Source organism: Variovorax paradoxus, from assembly GCF_022009635.1.
Classification (GTDB): domain Bacteria; phylum Pseudomonadota; class Gammaproteobacteria; order Burkholderiales; family Burkholderiaceae_C; genus Variovorax.
In genome coordinates, this window is record NZ_CP091716.1 from 7275416 (window position 1) to 7291174 (window position 15759).

At 63.4% G+C, this 15759-nt stretch carries 13 protein-coding genes; 3 read left to right on the forward strand and 10 right to left on the reverse strand.

Translation table 11 applies throughout. The features are described from left to right. Window positions 1-64: 64 nt before the first annotated feature. The 4 genes from L3V85_RS34305 to L3V85_RS34320 all read right to left on the reverse strand — a co-directional run bounded on the left by L3V85_RS34305 (window position 65) and on the right by L3V85_RS34320 (window position 4185). Complete coding sequence (locus L3V85_RS34305) at window positions 65-1093, reverse strand: hypothetical protein (RefSeq protein ID WP_237677003.1); 1029 nt, start codon at window positions 1091-1093, stop codon at window positions 65-67. Continuing rightward, window positions 1090-2322 (reverse strand): type II toxin-antitoxin system HipA family toxin, encoded by a 1233-nt coding sequence (locus L3V85_RS34310; RefSeq protein ID WP_237677004.1) that lies wholly within the window; start codon window positions 2320-2322, stop codon window positions 1090-1092. The genes L3V85_RS34305 and L3V85_RS34310 overlap by 4 nt, the downstream gene beginning before the upstream one ends. 673 nt (window positions 2323-2995) lie before the next feature. After that, window positions 2996-3727, reverse strand: coding sequence for a metallophosphoesterase family protein (locus L3V85_RS34315; RefSeq protein ID WP_237677005.1), 732 nt, complete (start codon window positions 3725-3727; stop codon window positions 2996-2998). Window positions 3728-3753: 26 nt separating this feature from the next. Next, window positions 3754-4185 (reverse strand): hypothetical protein, encoded by a 432-nt coding sequence (locus L3V85_RS34320; RefSeq protein ID WP_237677006.1) that lies wholly within the window; start codon window positions 4183-4185, stop codon window positions 3754-3756. A gap of 213 nt (window positions 4186-4398) precedes the next feature. Here L3V85_RS34320 and L3V85_RS34325 point away from each other — a divergent pair, with 213 nt between their 5' ends. Beyond that, window positions 4399-4662 carry a helix-turn-helix domain-containing protein gene (locus L3V85_RS34325; protein ID WP_237677007.1) on the forward strand — a complete coding sequence of 88 codons (264 nt, stop codon included), beginning with the start codon at window positions 4399-4401 and terminating at the stop codon, window positions 4660-4662. Between the two features lie 772 nt (window positions 4663-5434). Here L3V85_RS34325 and L3V85_RS37465 read toward each other — a convergent pair. After that, on the reverse strand, window positions 5435-5905 hold the full coding sequence (locus tag L3V85_RS37465) for a tyrosine-type recombinase/integrase (protein ID WP_337250102.1): 471 nt from the start codon (window positions 5903-5905) through the stop codon (window positions 5435-5437). 50 nt (window positions 5906-5955) lie between these two features. Between L3V85_RS37465 and L3V85_RS34335 the strand changes: the two genes are divergently transcribed. After that, entirely contained in the window at window positions 5956-6345 is a 390-nt protein-coding gene (locus tag L3V85_RS34335) for a hypothetical protein (protein ID WP_237677008.1), read from the forward strand. An 812-nt stretch (window positions 6346-7157) separates the two neighbouring features. Here the strand turns inward: L3V85_RS34335 and L3V85_RS34340 are convergent. Next, window positions 7158-8513 carry a phospholipase D-like domain-containing protein gene (locus L3V85_RS34340; RefSeq protein ID WP_237677009.1) on the reverse strand — a complete coding sequence of 452 codons (1356 nt, stop codon included), beginning with the start codon at window positions 8511-8513 and terminating at the stop codon, window positions 7158-7160. 163 nt (window positions 8514-8676) lie between these two features. On the opposite strand from L3V85_RS34340, the gene L3V85_RS34345 reads away from it, so the two are divergent. Next, entirely contained in the window at window positions 8677-9876 is a 1200-nt protein-coding gene (locus tag L3V85_RS34345; RefSeq protein ID WP_237677010.1) for an amylo-alpha-1,6-glucosidase, read from the forward strand. A gap of 24 nt (window positions 9877-9900) precedes the next feature. Here the strand turns inward: L3V85_RS34345 and L3V85_RS34350 are convergent, their stop codons facing one another. The 4 genes from L3V85_RS34350 to L3V85_RS34365 all read right to left on the reverse strand — a co-directional run bounded on the left by L3V85_RS34350 (window position 9901) and on the right by L3V85_RS34365 (window position 15759). Then, window positions 9901-10821 (reverse strand): hypothetical protein, encoded by a 921-nt coding sequence (locus tag L3V85_RS34350; protein WP_237677011.1) that lies wholly within the window; start codon window positions 10819-10821, stop codon window positions 9901-9903. A 122-nt stretch (window positions 10822-10943) separates the two neighbouring features. After that, entirely contained in the window at window positions 10944-13730 is a 2787-nt protein-coding gene (locus L3V85_RS34355; protein WP_237677012.1) for an ImpA family metalloprotease, read from the reverse strand. 248 nt (window positions 13731-13978) lie between these two features. Beyond that, window positions 13979-14407 carry a hypothetical protein gene (locus L3V85_RS34360; protein ID WP_237677013.1) on the reverse strand — a complete coding sequence of 143 codons (429 nt, stop codon included), beginning with the start codon at window positions 14405-14407 and terminating at the stop codon, window positions 13979-13981. 8 nt (window positions 14408-14415) lie between these two features. Then, window positions 14416-15759 (reverse strand): adenylosuccinate synthetase, encoded by a 1344-nt coding sequence (locus tag L3V85_RS34365; RefSeq protein ID WP_237677014.1) that lies wholly within the window; start codon window positions 15757-15759, stop codon window positions 14416-14418.

The window sequence follows — 15759 nt, forward strand, 5'->3', positions numbered from 1 at the left end:
GGCGCTGCGTGCGGAACAACGGCGATAACGCCGAAGATGGAAGAACTCCTCCTTTCTCAAGTGGCTAGCCATTTTTCATCCACACGACGCAACGCCCTGCCGTCTCCTCCACTCGAAGCGGATGATTAGCGAGGACGTCTCGAGGCCTACCGCGCCTACGTCCGTTAGCGGAGTCCAACCAAGGGGCTATCCGCCAGCCCGAAGAGGCGGCATATTGATAGAGGAGCACAAGAACCGATCGCACGACTATCGGCGGCGCCCACTGCTCGTCGAAGACGTGTGACGAGCACAACGGCGCCGCTTCGACAGAAAAACTGGAGATGCAGCGTTCAGACAGAAATGAGCTGATCGCAGCCTTCGCTCCCTTCCAGTCCTTGTGACCCTCCTTAAAGGTGTCGGCACGGTGCTCTGCGCATAGCGATGCCCAAGGACCTTGGTCGTTGTTGATTTCGGACGGTGCCCCGCAGACGATGCAGGTAGACCGGAGCTTTGCCTCGACCTCGCGGATGACCTTATTGATCTGAAGAGCAACCGCGTCCTGGTTCTCTTTCAATTCGAACAACGCACCCGTCACGCTTGACGGCAGGTCGTCATTTATGGCAACGCGAGACCTGCCCTGCAGTATGTAGATGAAGCTGGGTGCGCCGTACTTCTCGCTCATTCGGGTCCAATGGAATCCGCGCTTGTCAGCACCGAGCAAGGCATCGATTCGGCGGCATGTGTCTACCAAGGACGGAAGCCAACCGCGAAAAAGCCGATAGGCACGCTGCTTCTCAGCGACCACCAACGGGAACATATATGGATACCGTCCTTGCAGCGCTGCCGAGGTAATGATCTCGGAATCGACGCCCAGTTCGAGCATGAACTGTCTTTCGTGATCCACGAGGGTTCGTTCATCGATCTTGTCCAAGTGCGTCTTGTAGATCGAAGCGATGGTCTTGCCATCGAGTCCACTTCCATAGGTGTGTTGGCGCGCGTGGGCTGTGAGTACGGGGTCCTCGCTCAAGACATACAGTGCTTGGAGGCGGTCGGATGCGGCAATCACTGAGGCCCCGAATCTGGCCGGAGGCTCTGGCGGCACAAGCGGCTTCATGACACCCTCCCGTCGAGCGCGCTGAACGCAGGTGCAGTCGTCCGAACTTCTGGCCTCCCGATGCCGAGCATTGCGGCTTCGTCTTTCCACCCTCGCACCACATCGAGCACTTCAGCCGCAACAGCGGCGGCTGTGGCCGCGGTCAATCCGTAGAACGCTGCGGTCCCAACGACCGTGTCCAAGTTCGGCCGGTTGTCCGAGTGATCGAGGTTCAGGACATGAGTCGCTTTGTCAACGTCCGGATTCACATCGAAGGCAGGGGCGAGCCGCCAGGCATTCCTTTCGCGAAGGAAACCATGGTTTCGCAGATGATCGTCACGGTTTCCCACCGCGACGTTGAAAACAACCCGACGAAACAACTGCGCGAGGTCCTCGCCGATGTGTTGGATACTCTGTGACTTCAGGAACTGTGCGATCTCCAGATAGCTTGCGTTGTCGCCCCGTTTCTTGCCCAGGAGCGTCATGGCAGAAGCGTAGAGCCGACGTGTCCCGCCCGAGCGGTCAAAGCGCTTGATGCAGAACGTGCCAAAGCCGCTACCTAGCGACAGCAATTTGGCCTCCGGTACCTCAATCCCTGCACGCCTCGCAAGGTGGTGCACAAGAAACTCCCAGGCGCCGACGTCGCGTTTGTCACTAAGCATGGAGAGCTTGGCAATCCACAGCGAACCGTTGTCCACATCGAGGAAACTGACCTTCGGCCGTGCGCCCCCCAACGATGCTCCCGGAATGAACAAGGTCGTCAGGGCACGCCGAGATGCCTCGGTCTTGAGGAGTTGATGCAAATCGATCTCCTGCGCGGCGGCCGCGAGGTTGTGCAGTTCGGCGGCGGGCGGAGCTGGCACGGCGCCGGCATCAATGAACTGCGCTGCACCCGCCGGGCGAAGTCGCAGCGCGCCTTGACGAGTCAGGTCCTGCACCCCGCACATGAAGTCCCACGCCCGTAGTTCGCGCGGGCCGCGCCGCTCGTCTCGCGCTTGAAGCCACTCCCACTGCTCCATGAGCGTCAGCCCCCAACGGTCAGGGCAGATGTCTCTGAATACAGCGAAGTTTCCGGGCTCGCTCGGCGCAAAGAAGAGCTGCTCGCTCAGCGGCAGGTCAGGACTGAGGCAAAAGGCATGCGCATCGTCGAGCCAAGAGCCGGTGTAATGGAACCGGATGCGGCCGCGATCATGAGCAAGCATGCCCACCTGTTGCAGTGCCCCCAGGTCGCTGTCGAGCCAGACCTCCAAATCGCTTGCTCCGGAGTCATTGCTTGACCTCATGACGCAGCAGGCCACTCAGGGCACCACACAGCGACCGTCATCCTTTTCCGACTGGCCCGCCTCATGATACGTTCGTACCGAAGCGACTCGCCGGGAACCTGTGGCGACTTGGACCTGGCTCTTGGGCCTACTGCTTGCAAAGTGTCATGCACAGTGTCACGATGCACCGACAGGTTTGCCATGTCATCCAAGAACACATCTGCATCATGTGGGTCCAAGTGGTCCAAACACAGCGGCGCCGAGATCGACGTGGTCGACGTGGCAAAGCTCTGGGCATTCAAGCGTGAATGGCAACGCAAAGACGTCGAACGCGTACGGTCGGGGCAGTGCACTCCTGATCGAATGAGCTGGTTCTCACACGAGCGGGCGCGCAGCGTGAAGCTCGTCGACTCTTCGTATTGACGGCGTGATTGCAGCCAGTCGTTGTCGCGGAGATCTGGTTGCCAATCGCGGCGTATGAGATAAGCCTTGCTCATCGCCCGACCTGCTTCACGCGCCGCCTGAGAATCACCGTCGAGTCGCCACGGTACGGCGCACGTAGAGTTAATGCCCCAGACATTGGGACCAGCCCGCCAGTGCGTCGACAAGGCACTTGATGTAGGGGCGCTCGAGAAGTGAGCGCTGGAGGCATAAGACCGCGTCATCGTATTCCTCGCTCTCTGTCGACCGTGTGTGGCCAGGGCAGAAAAAATCCCTTGTCCACACCGAAGGCAGCAAACGGCGCCGACGCATCCATCAAGCCGTCGCGGACGTAGTCGATGGTCTCGTGGTGGTGCCCGTGGACCAGAAGTCTGGCGCCAAGCGCGATGGCAAGGTCATCGAGGATCAGAAATCCGCGAGGATGGGCAGAAGGCGCTTCATGCGTGACCAGGATGTCCGCGCTCTGCAGGGACAGAGAATCGATTTCGTCCGGGAAGATACTCGAATGGTGCTTGCGCGCGTAGCCGCCCCTCCAGCCATCGTGCGCGGTCGCGCGGCCCCTGCGCGCATGCCTGAGCAGCTCGTCTCTGGATCTGAACGGTGCTTGTGACGGCGGCTGCGCTGGATCCCATATCTTTTGTCGAAAGACACCGCCGAGCCCTGCGACCCGGTAGCCGGCAATGTTTCGGACAATCCCATGCAGGTTACGCTCAGCGAGCTCAGAACCGAATAGACAATCGAAATCGTCATCGGTATCTGTGTCGTGGTTCCCATGGATAAACCACACGTCGGTCTGGTGGAGGATGGACGACAGCTCCAAATGCAATGGTCGCGGTGGTTGAAGGTCGCCTAGAAGAACAATCGCTTCGGGTCGGTACCGTTGCACTGCATCCGTGATCGGCGCGAACGCGCCATGCGGGTCTCCAAAGAACATGATCTTCGGGGCGTGCATTGGATTCGTCGAGCGAGCGCCGAGGCCTAGCCAGCCTTCGGCCCGGGCCAGACTTGGCGATCGAGCGTGATCGATGTGTCGGACCCATGGTGCACAAAACGCGCGCCACCCTCTTCCTCCATCAGGAAGTGCGCGGTGTCGTCGCCCATCGCGCCGCGCGCGGACCAGAGCTTTGAGACCTCTCGCAGCTGCATCCGGTACGGATCGCTTCCCAGCGGCATCAGGTATTGCAAACGCTGAAGCGCGGAAACCCCCACCTCCTTGATCAGGCCTTCCAGGTCCTTCTCGAGCATGAGGAAGGCACGAGCAGGAAACTTGCTCTCACCCACCGATGCGATCCATGTAGGAAGGAAAAAACGCATCGGGAAGCTGAGCATGACCGTCTTCCATCCATCAAGCTGGATTCCAAGAATTTGTGGCGTTACGCCCGTGCGATCGTCAGGTGATGTGAGGAACATGGAACAGATCAGTTGGTTGCGAACAAAAAGCTCCAGTCGGCGAGCCAGCCACTTCCGCCGCACCGGCGAACTCTTTCGCTCTGGAAGCCGCTCGGCGGCTGGCGCAGGCATTCCTGCGAAAGCGCCACAATTGTAGACGAATATGCAGTAGATCAAACTGCGGTAGCTGAATATGCGGTCGACCAATCGGCCTGATCTCGGCATGCTCGCCGCATGGAAATTGGCAGTGGTGGAGACTTCGCAAGACAGCTTTTGTCATGGAATCTCAAAAAGCATCGGGCAAAGCTAGGTCTGTCTCAGGAAGACCTGGGCACTCGCTGCGGGTTTCACCGCACCTACGTCAGTCGTATTGAGCGGCTTGAGACGGGCCCTACCATCGACAATGTGCATCGCCTGGCCGTCGGACTTGGGACGACGATCGGGGAACTGTTCAACGAACGCGAATTCCACAGCGCGGGCGAACCGTCCAGTCACTGATCACCAGTGCGGGCTGGATGTTCGAGTAATGCATCGCCTTCGAGGCTTGGATCTCACTGGGCACAGGCATCAAAAGCCCTCACGTCCAGGGCTATGCGTGTATGACCACGCCGATGTTGCCGAGTACCTGTTGATGTGTGCGTGTGTTGTTTACTGTACCGCTGGACAGACCATCACATTCTGTGTCGCGACGGGGTATCGTCGAGCCCATCCAATCACTGGCGGGGAAGCTTCGCCCCCTGATAGGTTCTGCCCACGCCACACTGACATCTCATCGCCCGTGCCGCTCTGGCGATGCCGGAGGGGAGCGATCGTTGCCCACCCGGCCAATCGCCTGAACGATCAAGGAATCCGCTGACCGGCGCATGACTGCAAACAGGGTTCGCCACGAGCCCACCTCGCTCCAGTTATGACGCGTTCTGTAGCGGCCTATCGCAACCTTTCGCGGTGTTCTAGCCTTTTTCCCTAAAAGACCATGATGCGGGCTTCCCAGCCTACGCTGGCGGCTCGGAACCGCGGGCTGTGCCGGTCGCGTTGTCACCCAACAGGTTCGCGACACGCGACCGCGTGCCGGCCTGGCTTTGGTAGTAGCCCACAGCACAGTTGAGACGTTTGTGTGGCCCGTGAGGGCCATGGTGTCGGCCAACGACACGTTCTGCGTCCCGGCTTCGGTCACGAACCCCGACCGGAGCGAGTGCGCAGAGAAACCACCCTCCAAACCCGCCAACGCCGAGCGCTTCTTGCCCATTTCACGCACCGTGCCCGGCGTCAACTACTTTGAGCGGCGCTCAAGATAATTGTCGTCCGCCAGCACCGCGGCCGGCGTGAGGGGCTCCGCCACATGGCGCTCCTTGCGAATGCGTCGAAACAGCGCCCCTGAGGTGTTGCCGCTGGCGCTCAGCCACGCCTGCATAGCCTGCGCAGCGGGGCCGGCCACCGGCTTGAACATGTCTGTGCGCGCAGTGCCCGCCTGGTTGGTCTTCGAGCGCCGCAGTTCGTAGATGAACGAACCGTCGCTCAGGAGCCTGAGTTTCTCGAATGTGGCGCCGGTGACTTCCGATCGCCTGCGGCCGCCCGAAGCAAAGGCGAACAACAGCAACGCACGGTCCCTCAGGCCTCGCGAGGACGCATCGCATGTCGCGAGCAGCGCCAGCAGCGGCTCTCGCGTGAGTGGCGCTTGCTTGCGCGGCGCGACGTCGCGCGCCGCATACGCACACCGAAAGCTCGCGAGCGCCTCGCGCACGCGCGGGTCTTCGCAGGGATTAGCCGCGTGCCCAGCAAGCGGTGGCAACAATGACCGCGCAACTCGCTGCCGCACAAGCGCGCAGCGTCTCAGCCGAAGAGCAACTCGCAAGGATGCGCGACAAGCTCGAAGGGCTGGCGGCCAACGAAACACGCCTGAGAGAAGTCCACCGCGTCGCTCAAGAACGTAATACAAAAGCCGCTGAGGATGCTGAAAACCGCCACTTCGCCAGTGAGCGTCGCCTGCTCGCGGAGGTCGACCGGGAGCGCCAAGCCGCCCGGACCATGCTCGCTGAACTGGCGAAGGAACAAAAGCTACGGCGCAGGGCAGAGGAAACCGCGGCCTCCCTAAACGCGACCGTCCAGGCAGCGCAACGGGACATCGATAAGGCGACCGGCGCATTGGCCAACCAGTCAGGAGGCTGTGCGCGTGCGCAATGACCTTGATGCGAAACTGATTGACGCACGCACCGACCTCGCCCAAGAGCGCGCTGCGCATCAGCAGACTCGGGACATGCTTTCGCACGCCATCGCCGCAGCGCCTGCCGCCACCCCGAAAACCAAGAGCAGGCGCGTAGCCCGCAGATCTGCAGACGCTGGGTGTTGATCGGAGCAACTCCGCGCCGGCCTTCTGGTTGCCCCACGGCCCAACCCATCCCGTTGCTGCACCGATGCCGCTCGAGCGTTCCCGCGCGAGGCCAATGCCTGAATAAACCATGCCATGTATACGGGTATTGCCGCTTGGCGCCAGCATTTTTCACGCGAAGACACCAGCACCGGAAGGTTGAAGAAGACGCAATCTCGTGTTTCAAAGAATGCATAAATCTTCAGTCTCTCAGTCCATGCACGACTTCCGTCGCTCCCCCTTTGGATCTGCCCAATTGATGTGCAAGCATGGTCCGAAGCTCGGTAAGGAGCCGCACAGTGAATTTCCCGCGCCTGGATTGCGAAGCTGACCAGTTGCCTTCATGGTGCCGGCCTTTTCCAGCAGTACCCCTCTTCTTGGCGAATAGAAGCACACCGACGTGCAAGGAGACGCCATGTCGTCGAGCCTCGCCTGAGAACCATCTCTGCCCATTCTTCTGGCCGGCGGTAAATGCAGAGGCAAGGCAGTCACTACGCAGCGAAAGCCACTACATAGAAAAAACCGGAACTGCAATCACACCCCTGGAGGGGTAGATGGGCGCGGCTATTGATGCGGACAAAGTGTTCACGACCTGGCGGCGGACGCTCCAGACCCGAGAACAGTTTTGCTACCCTGCACTTTGATTTTGCCTCGGCAGAGCGCTTGATCTGAACAGATCTATCGGTCTCAAAAGAGCAATCGCACGACGCAAAAGATCCCTCGCGGCCTCTCGCGTTTCCTCCCGAAGTTCATCTAAGAAAGCAGTCGACATAGGCTCGTCGGTCGAGGCCAGCGAGTTGGTGACCAGCGCCACGCGGACGCCCGAGGCCTGCGCCTCGGCCAGGCTGGCCACCGACGCATCGGACGGCACGAAGTACGGCGACACCATCTTGATTTCCTTGTCCGCCGTCCGGAACCAGCGGATCACGCCTTCAGTGACCGTGCCCTTGATCGAGTTCTCGCGCTCGTTCAGGCCCGCGGTCTTGGTGAGCGGGTCGAACAGCACGCGCGCATCGGCCCACAGCAACGGGCTCAGCTGGCGCTCGGCCAGTTCGAAGGGCAGGTTCATCATCGGCACCACGTCGAGCGGCAACCGGTTGGGCTCGCCCTCGAGGGCATCCGCGATCCGGCCGTCCGCCGGAATGCGCGGCGCCTGGGGCGGCTTCGCGGCCGCGGTGCGGGTCTCGAAGTCCTGCTGCAGCTGCGCCGTCGTCAACGCGCTGTGGGCGATGCGGCCCACGGGGTAGACCACCTCGCTGTTCCAGTAGTGATCGAACTCGTCCGACAGGCCGCGCACCACCGGCCCGGCCGCGAAGACGTCCATGTCGACGAAGTTGCTGCCGGTCGCATTCATCACGTACTCGTCCGCCATGTTGCGGCCGCCCGCGACGGCAGTGACGTTGTCGGCCACGAACAGCTTGTTGTGCATGCGCCGGTTGATGCGGTCGAAGTCGAAGCCGGAGCTGATGAAGCGCGTGGTGTCGCTGCCGCGGCCGGCCGGGAAGGGATTGAACAGGCGCACCTGCACGTTCGGATAGCTGGCCAGCGCGAGCAGCAGGTCGTCTTCGCCGGTCGTGTAGAGGTCGTCGACCAGCAGCCGCACGCGCACGCCGCGCAGGGCGGCATCGCGCAGCTCGCGCATGAGCGCGCGGCCGGTGTTGTCGCCGGCCAGCAGGTAGTACTGCACGTCGATGCTGCGCGTGGCGAGCTTCGCCAGTTCCATGCGGGTGGCAAACGACGTCGGGCCATAGGGCAGCAGGCGGAAACCGGAGCGGCGGTCGTCCTGCGGCAGCACCTTTTGCGTGATCGCGTTCAGCGGCGTGTCCGCGTAGTCGACGATGGCGCTCACGGGCGGCTGCGCAACGGGAGGCGGCAGGCTGGCGCAGCCGCTCGTCATCAACAACGCCGAGGCCATCGCCAGCGTGGCGATCAGCGAGCGCCACCGCGCGGGTGCGCGCATATCGCTCCAGCAGGCAGTTGTCATTTTTTGTAGCTCCCGGATCGATTGGAGAGGCCGTCGCATCGCACGGCGACCCGGCAGCGAGTATTCAGGCTACGGCAAGACCTGGCAAGACCCGGCAGGTGTCGGGGCATGAAGTGGAGAGCCTCGGCCAAAGGCTGCAATACTGGACCCGGGACACGACCGCATGACCTTCACTACCCCGACCCACCTCGACGCCCCCGCGCTCGCACTCATCGACACCTGCGCGCGGGCTTCCCTCGAACTGCTGCAAAGCAACCTCACGCCGCACGGCATCCTGGCCGCCAGCCGCACCGAGGCTGCCGTGGCGCGGCGCTACACCCGCATCTTCGGCCGCGACGCCGCCATCTGCGTCATGGCCATGTGCGGCACCGGGGTGCCCGCGCTGGAGCAAGGCGCCGTGGCCAGCCTCGACGCACTTGCGTCGCAGCAGGCGGCCAACGGGCAGATCCCCAAATACGTCGACCCCGAGGGCCAGGACGCCGACTTCTGGTACCTGGGCTGCATCGACGCCACGCTGTGGTGGCTCATTGCGGTGGACCATGTGCGCAGGCACGGCAAGGTGGGCGCCACGCACTGGCATGCCGAGGTCGAACGCGCGATCCACTGGCTGCTGGCGCAGGAGCACCAGCACTTCAGGCTGCTGCAGCAGAACGAGGCCAGCGACTGGGCCGACATCATGCCGCGCTCGGGCTATGTGCTGTACACCAATGCGCTGTGGTTCGATGTGAAGCGCCGCTTCGCGCTCGATCATGCCGAAGAAACCCGGCATCACTTCAACCACCTGTTCAATCCCTTCCAGCGCGACCTGCCCGAATACCACCGCGCGCGGCTGCTGCGCCACTATGCGCGGCGCGGCCGGCGCGACCCCGGCCTCTATCTGAGCTTTGTCAATCTTGCGGTGGTCGGCGACGAAGGCGACGTGTTCGGCAACGTGCTGGCCATGCAGAGCGGCCTGGCCGACACGGCGATGGCGCACCGCATCGTGCGCACCATCGAGGCGGCGCATGCCTCGCAGCCGTACCCGGTGCGCGTGGTGCTGCATCCGCTGTCGCAGCAGCACGAGCTGTGGCGGGCGTACATGGGGCGGCACCAGCAGAACATCGTGCACCAGTACCACAACGGCGGCATCTGGCCTTTCGTCGGCGGCTTCTGGGTGATGGCGCTGGCCAGGCTGGGACTGCATGAGCAGGCATGGAGCGAGCTTGCGCGACTGGCGCAGGCCAACGCGCAGGACGACTGGCGCTTCACCGAGTGGTTCCACGGGCGCACGCTGGCGCCGATGGGAATGGCGGGGCAGAGCTGGAATGCGGCTGCGTTCCTGCTGGCGCGGCGGGAGTTGGTGGGGGATGGGGCGGCCTGGTGAGCAGGCGACCTGGGCTTTCGCGGCTCACGCCGCCGGCATTAACGCCTTGTGCGCCGCGATACCGGCATCTACTTCGTTCTTGAAGAAGGCATAGCAGTACCAGCGGTAGGAGTCGGTGTTGTAGATGGTTGCGTTCTTGTGCTTCTCGGCCAGACGCTTCACCTGCTTCGAACCGATGAAGTGCCCTTTTCCCGAGGCCGCCGTCGCGCCATGAGGCGTGTTGCCGGTGCACTGCGGGATATTGGCGTCCGACCGAGGCGCGTAGTGAGCGGCATCGAGCAATTGGCGATGTTGCTGGCATTCGCTGCAGACGTCGGCGAGCCCGAGGTTGTGCCCCACTTCGTGAATCAGCACCCCGGCATGAAAGTGGCCGACCGCACCGCGCGGGAATGCCGGTCCGATCGCCATGAGATAGCCACCGCGCCCACCCTTCAGTGCGGCGGCGTCGCCCGCTTCATTGCTCTTGTACAGAATCCAGCGTGGATCGCGCATGTCGTTCACCATCTGCTCGAGCTTGGCTCGCACATAGCTCGCGCGCGACGCAAACCCGGATTCGGCGCTCGCGTTGCCGGCTGCCACGCCTGCCTTGCGGGTCGCGCTGCTGCCATGCCATGCACGCGCGCCAAAGATGCTTTCGTAGTGCGTCTTGCCCGGCCATGTGTGCAGGCCGACGTTGCGCTTGGCTTCCTCGAGCATCAGCAGCGCGATGTCGAGGCCGGCGCCCAGTTCGTTGACCCGTTCCTGTTCGAAGCCGATGAAACGCACATGGCGATGGTTGCCGGCGGCAGGCGACAGCACGACTTTGTCGACCATCGCCTGGCACTCATCGATTGACATGTCCATTGCCAGCATCCTGATGCCGCCGCCATCGGCAAACTGGATCGCATGGCGAACCTTGCCCAAGACAAGGTCGAGGGGAAACTTCTCACGGATGTATTCGGACAACCTCGGCATCTGCGCCACCTTGAAACTGGAAGCGACGAGTTTCCGTCAAGTGAATACTTTCCGCCTCCCATGAATTGGTCACGCGGCAAGCCGCCTGACCAATCCATCGGGCCGTGCCGGGCTCAGAACGGCCAGGTCGGCTTGGGCACGGTCATGTCGACCCTGACAGCCCTGTCGTGGTCATTGGTGCTGTTTTTGTCATTGGCATAGAACAGCGCGGCTTCCTTCGCGAAACCGAAGCTGCCTACCTGGGCCGCGGCCGCGGCAGAGTAGGTGACGCCCCACAGGTCGAACGTGGCGCGCTGGTCGCGCTCGGTCATCCGGGACAGCGCAATGAGCAGGTTGTCGTTGCCGTTCAGATTCGCGGGATAGCTGGCGTAGGTTCCATATCCCAGCTTGGCCTTGTCGGCGGCCCAATTGGCCTCGGCCTTGGAGAGCAGACGCTGATGCAGGTAGAGCTGGGTAAGGATTTCCCATCCGCGCGTCTTGTCGCCTGTGCGCTCTTCCCAGTAGTGGATCCACTGGAGATAGAACGCCATGCGTGTTCCGTTCTGCTCCGTATAGTCGGACTGCCCCCAGATGCGGCGATAGGCGCCCTGGACCGGGTCTGCCTCGGAGCGAGCCGCCACGATCCTGTCGAACGCCGAGCGATAGGTGATCCGGTCCCTGTCCAGATCGGCGCCAAGCTCTCGCAGCAGGCGCCAATTCTTGTGCAACGGGAACAGGTTGTTTGTAACCTCCGAGCTGAGGCTGCCATGGGCGTTCAGGAGGTTCTGCTGCAGGCCGTGCCCCAACTCATGGCTTTCACCCCAGGTGCGCGGACTGAACCCCCAGGAGATGTCGATGGGATTGCCCGAGCAACCGGCTCCGCATCTGGCGTAGACATCGACGTTGAAGTGCTGGACATCGGGAGCCCGGTGAAGGGCGTCGCTGGTGCAGTCCCATCCCCAGGCCGCGCAATTCGCCAGAACCGCCGCAGGCAACGCCTTGCCCGGAACCGCGAAGCCCGCCAGCTGGTAGGCATCTTCGATCACGTAGGTGCGCAACTCCTTCAGGTAGCGATCGATGTCGCTGCCATAACCGCTGTCCTTCAGGGCCCACTTCATCATGTCGACACGCGTATGGACTTCGACGCCCGGCAGCTTGATCTCGGCCCAGTCGAATGCGGTGGCATTCAAGTTCGCGGCGAAATCCGCGACATTGCCGCCGTTGGAAATATCGATGAACGGATGCTTGGCAACACCGCGAATACGCAACCGGACCTTGGCATCGGCGGGCGCACCATCGAACACCAGTTGCAGCGTGCCACCATAGGGGCTCGTGATCTCGGTGGCAGCTTGCGCGTTGAGCGCGATGCTGGGACTTTGAAGGAAGCGGGGACGGTCGTATTTGTAGGACCACAACTGCGTCGAACTGGGATTCTGGGTGTTGATGCGCAACGAAACACGCGCACCGGCGGCGTCGACCACCTGGACGGCCAAGGTCTTGCCGGGAACGGCGAAGCGTCCCAGCGCGGTGAAGCCCGACGCCTGCGTCAACGGGATCGTCAGCACTTCGTCGGTCGCCGACACGTCGAATCGGGCCGCGGTTCCGCTCATGAATGTTCCGAGATCCGGCTGCGCACCGCCCTTGTGCCGAACATAGGCAACCAAGCTGTCGGCGACCAAGGCCCGCAGGAAGGCCTCGGTCTGGCCCGTCCTGGTCATCGGGTACTTGATGTCCCGTCGGGTGACATCGCCCCAGAGCACGAGCAGGCGCTGCAGGTTCGTCGCCGGCTGTTCGAAGATATTGCGCCCGGCCAGATTGAAAGTATTGATCTGCTTGCGGAACATCTCGGAGGGCGCGAGCACCTCTTTCGCGAGGCCGACAACCTTGCTGCAATCGTTGTCGCGGCATGCGCTCCAGTCGTAGCTGGCTCGCCAGTCGCTTTCGGCCATTCTCCGCAGCAGAGGCAGGACGTCCGTGAACTGATTGAGTGCCGCGTCGTTCGCGGCGACGGTGCGTCCCGCTTTCACGGCATCATCGTCGAAGAAATTGCCGCCGTACGGGCCAGGCATCAGCCCCATGCCGGCCAGAATCTTGTGGCTTGCATCGTCGGTGCCCCACCCGTCCCATCCTTTCGTGTGAACGTACAGGACTGGCCGGCCCGACGCCAACAGCTGAGCCACGCGGGACCCGAGCGCAGGATCGGCCTTGACATCGGATCCCAGCAACAGCAATCGCGAGCCAGTGCCGCAGTTGTTGGCAGCAGAGAAATCGCATGCCGTCGCAACCACATCCACCCCGGCCGCTTTGAAGCCGCTTGTCACCGCGGCGATGTCGATGCCCGAATAACTCAGATCGAGCGAAGCCGGCAGCTGCTTCGTCGCATCGCCGGTGACCAGCCAGCTCAGGACCCGGCGAAACACGGGCGCATGCGCAAGGTTCGCGGAATCGCCGAACTGCCGCAGGACATTCGACCCGTAGCCCGCGCCACGGCCGTTTGCCGCGATGCTCAGGGCGGCGAGAACGTGGCCCTTGTCACCGACGATCAATGGCTGGGCCGCCTCGGGGCTGATCGGCAACACGAATTGGGAGTACTGACCCGGCTCGAATTCACTGCTCTGACCGTCGTACAGCGCCTTGGGCAAATCGGCTTGCCGAGTCGAAAGCTTCTTGGCGAAATCGTTGGCGCACCTGGCAACGGCCGCGGCGTCGGTCAGGCCGCTCGGGTCACCGGTCTGCAAGGCGAAATCGATGCTCTTCGAGCAGATGATTGGCTCGGCAATCGGCGTCGTGGCGGCGGGTGGTGCGCCGCCGGCGCTCCCTGCGGTCCCGCCGCCCCCTCCCACTCCGTTTCCGCCTCCGCATGCGGCGATGAGCGCCGCGAGGCTACCCACCACCAGGTACCTGGAAAAATTGATCGGCATTTGCTGCCTGCTCCCTGTTTTTTGATGATCCTCCGGCCACGAAGCGATGCGATGAACCTGCATCGCATACCTGGCCGCCTCTTGTTCGACGGCAGCGCCAATGGCGTGCTTTTTTCGAACCGGCGGAGTTTGCCTAGCGGAATCGCCGATCCGCCGACAAGGGGAGAGAGTTCGTAGCTATCCGTTGAAAAGTGCCGGAAGCCACGCCTGCCTCGTGGTCGTGCAGCAGCGGAAACGCGCGCACGTTCTCAGAGCCGTTCCCACACCTGGACCACCCCCACCAGGTGAACGACGCCATACACGAGGCAGATCGCCGAACTCCACACCCAGAAGGCCGTCAGGCGCCGTCGATCGAACATGAACAGCGCCACGACCACCAGCCCGCGCAGCAGGTACACCGCCGTGATCGCGGGCAACGCAAGCGCCAGCAGCGGCAAGGGCTGCAGCACCCCCGCGCCTGAAAGTGCATAGGCCGCCCAGACGCCCAGCATGCAGGCGATCAGCAAAGTGACGAGGGCCGGATACAGATGTCCCGCCGCCGCGCCCGCGGCCATGCGCTCGCCGGCACCGAAGAAGCGATACCACGCAGGCCCGCTGAAGATGATGCAGATGTGCAGCAGCGCCGCAATTGCGCTCAGCCCGGCCCCGACAAGCAGGGGAATGTTGTAGTCGCTCACGAAGACTCTCAAGGAAGATGCTTGCGGTCGCGCACGGTCGCGCGCGTCGGGCCGAAAGCGCCGAAGCGCACGGGCAGGCCGCTCAGTGCCTCGGCATGCGCCACCCATGCATGCGCGCTGGCAATGGGGTGCGGTTCATAGATGGGTTCGGCGCCCTGCAGCAGGCGCGTCAATTCTTGTTGATGCGCGAGGTCTCGCACGCCGCCGGCCGGCAACGCGGTGAGGCGGCCTGCATCCTCGGTGCGATAGCCGGCGCACCAGCGCAGCCCGGCGCTCTCGACGGCATCGAGGTGGCTCACCACCAGCCCGTCGAGCGTGCCGACCGCATCGAGCGCATAGCGCAGCAACACCGCATCGGGGTGCCCTCTGCGGAACACGCCCTGCCAGCCTTCGTCCGTGTTGTGCGGCTCGCGCAGGCGGGCGTCGAGCGCCCGGTCGTGGGTGGGCAGCGGTCCCGGGCCGTGCCGCGTGAGGTAGCTGCGCAGCACGCCGAGGTGCTGCACGGGTGCCTCGATGCCCACGTCGTGCAGCACCGCCTCGACAGCCGCCGTCGAGATGGTGCTCCACGTGGTGTGCGGATGAAACCCGCGCCACTCGTCGAGCAGCACGCCCTGCGCGCCCTCGAAGATCACGGTGCCGGGCCGCGCGAGGCGTTCAGCGATGCGGTCGGCGCTCGCGGGCGGCGACTGCGCCAGGCACGGCGCGACGGCATCGAGCCAGCGTTGCGCGAGCGATTCGTCCTGAAGCATCGAGAGTTCCAGCGCAGCATCGGCATGCACGGGCGCCATGTGCGCGAATTCATGCAGCAGCGCGGTGCGAGAGGCCTGCAGCTTGCCGAGCGCGCGTTCCGGGCGCGTCAGGTCGCCGTAGCGCAATGCTTCATCCGGCGCGGCAAGCGCATGCCGAACGGCTTCGCCGACACCCACGCCGCAGGTGCCGTGCGCATCCGACCCGCGCGCCCATTCACGCAGCCGCCCTGCGGCCTGATGGAATGGCGTTGTGACGCGGCAGCGCGCATCGACCAGCAGGCGCGAGAAGGCGTCGCTCACGCCCGCACGCCGCAGCGCTTCTTCCTCGATGCGCAACGCCGTGGGGTGCACCACCACCGGACTTGCCAGCACGGTGCCGACGCCCCCATGAAAACTGCCGGCGCCGAACTGCGAGAAGGTGTGATGGCGCCCGTCGGCCAGCACCACGTTGTGCCCGGCCTGCGCGCCTCCATTGAAGCGCACCACCGTGTGCGCCCCCGGCGCGCCGCTCAGGTGATCGGTGAAGAGCCCCTTGCCGCAGTCCCCGAAGCCGAGGCCGAGCAGCGAAACGTAGCGCGTGGCCTTAGCGGCTGCGGCGGTCAC

Excerpts from the sequence above, each read along its gene's own strand:
- L3V85_RS34320 (WP_237677006.1), bottom strand. The coding sequence starts at position 4,185 with ATGTTCCTCACATCACCTGACGATCGCACGGGCGTAACGCCACAAATT.
- L3V85_RS34355 (WP_237677012.1), bottom strand. The coding sequence starts at position 13,730 with ATGCCGATCAATTTTTCCAGGTACCTGGTGGTGGGTAGCCTCGCGGCG.
- L3V85_RS34325 (WP_237677007.1), top strand. The coding sequence starts at position 4,399 with ATGGAAATTGGCAGTGGTGGAGACTTCGCAAGACAGCTTTTGTCATGG.
- L3V85_RS34345 (WP_237677010.1), top strand. The coding sequence starts at position 8,677 with ATGACCTTCACTACCCCGACCCACCTCGACGCCCCCGCGCTCGCACTC.
- L3V85_RS34335 (WP_237677008.1), top strand. The coding sequence starts at position 5,956 with ATGACCGCGCAACTCGCTGCCGCACAAGCGCGCAGCGTCTCAGCCGAA.
- L3V85_RS34340 (WP_237677009.1), bottom strand. The coding sequence starts at position 8,513 with ATGACAACTGCCTGCTGGAGCGATATGCGCGCACCCGCGCGGTGGCGC.
- L3V85_RS34305 (WP_237677003.1), bottom strand. The coding sequence starts at position 1,093 with ATGAAGCCGCTTGTGCCGCCAGAGCCTCCGGCCAGATTCGGGGCCTCA.
- L3V85_RS34315 (WP_237677005.1), bottom strand. The coding sequence starts at position 3,727 with ATGCACGCCCCGAAGATCATGTTCTTTGGAGACCCGCATGGCGCGTTC.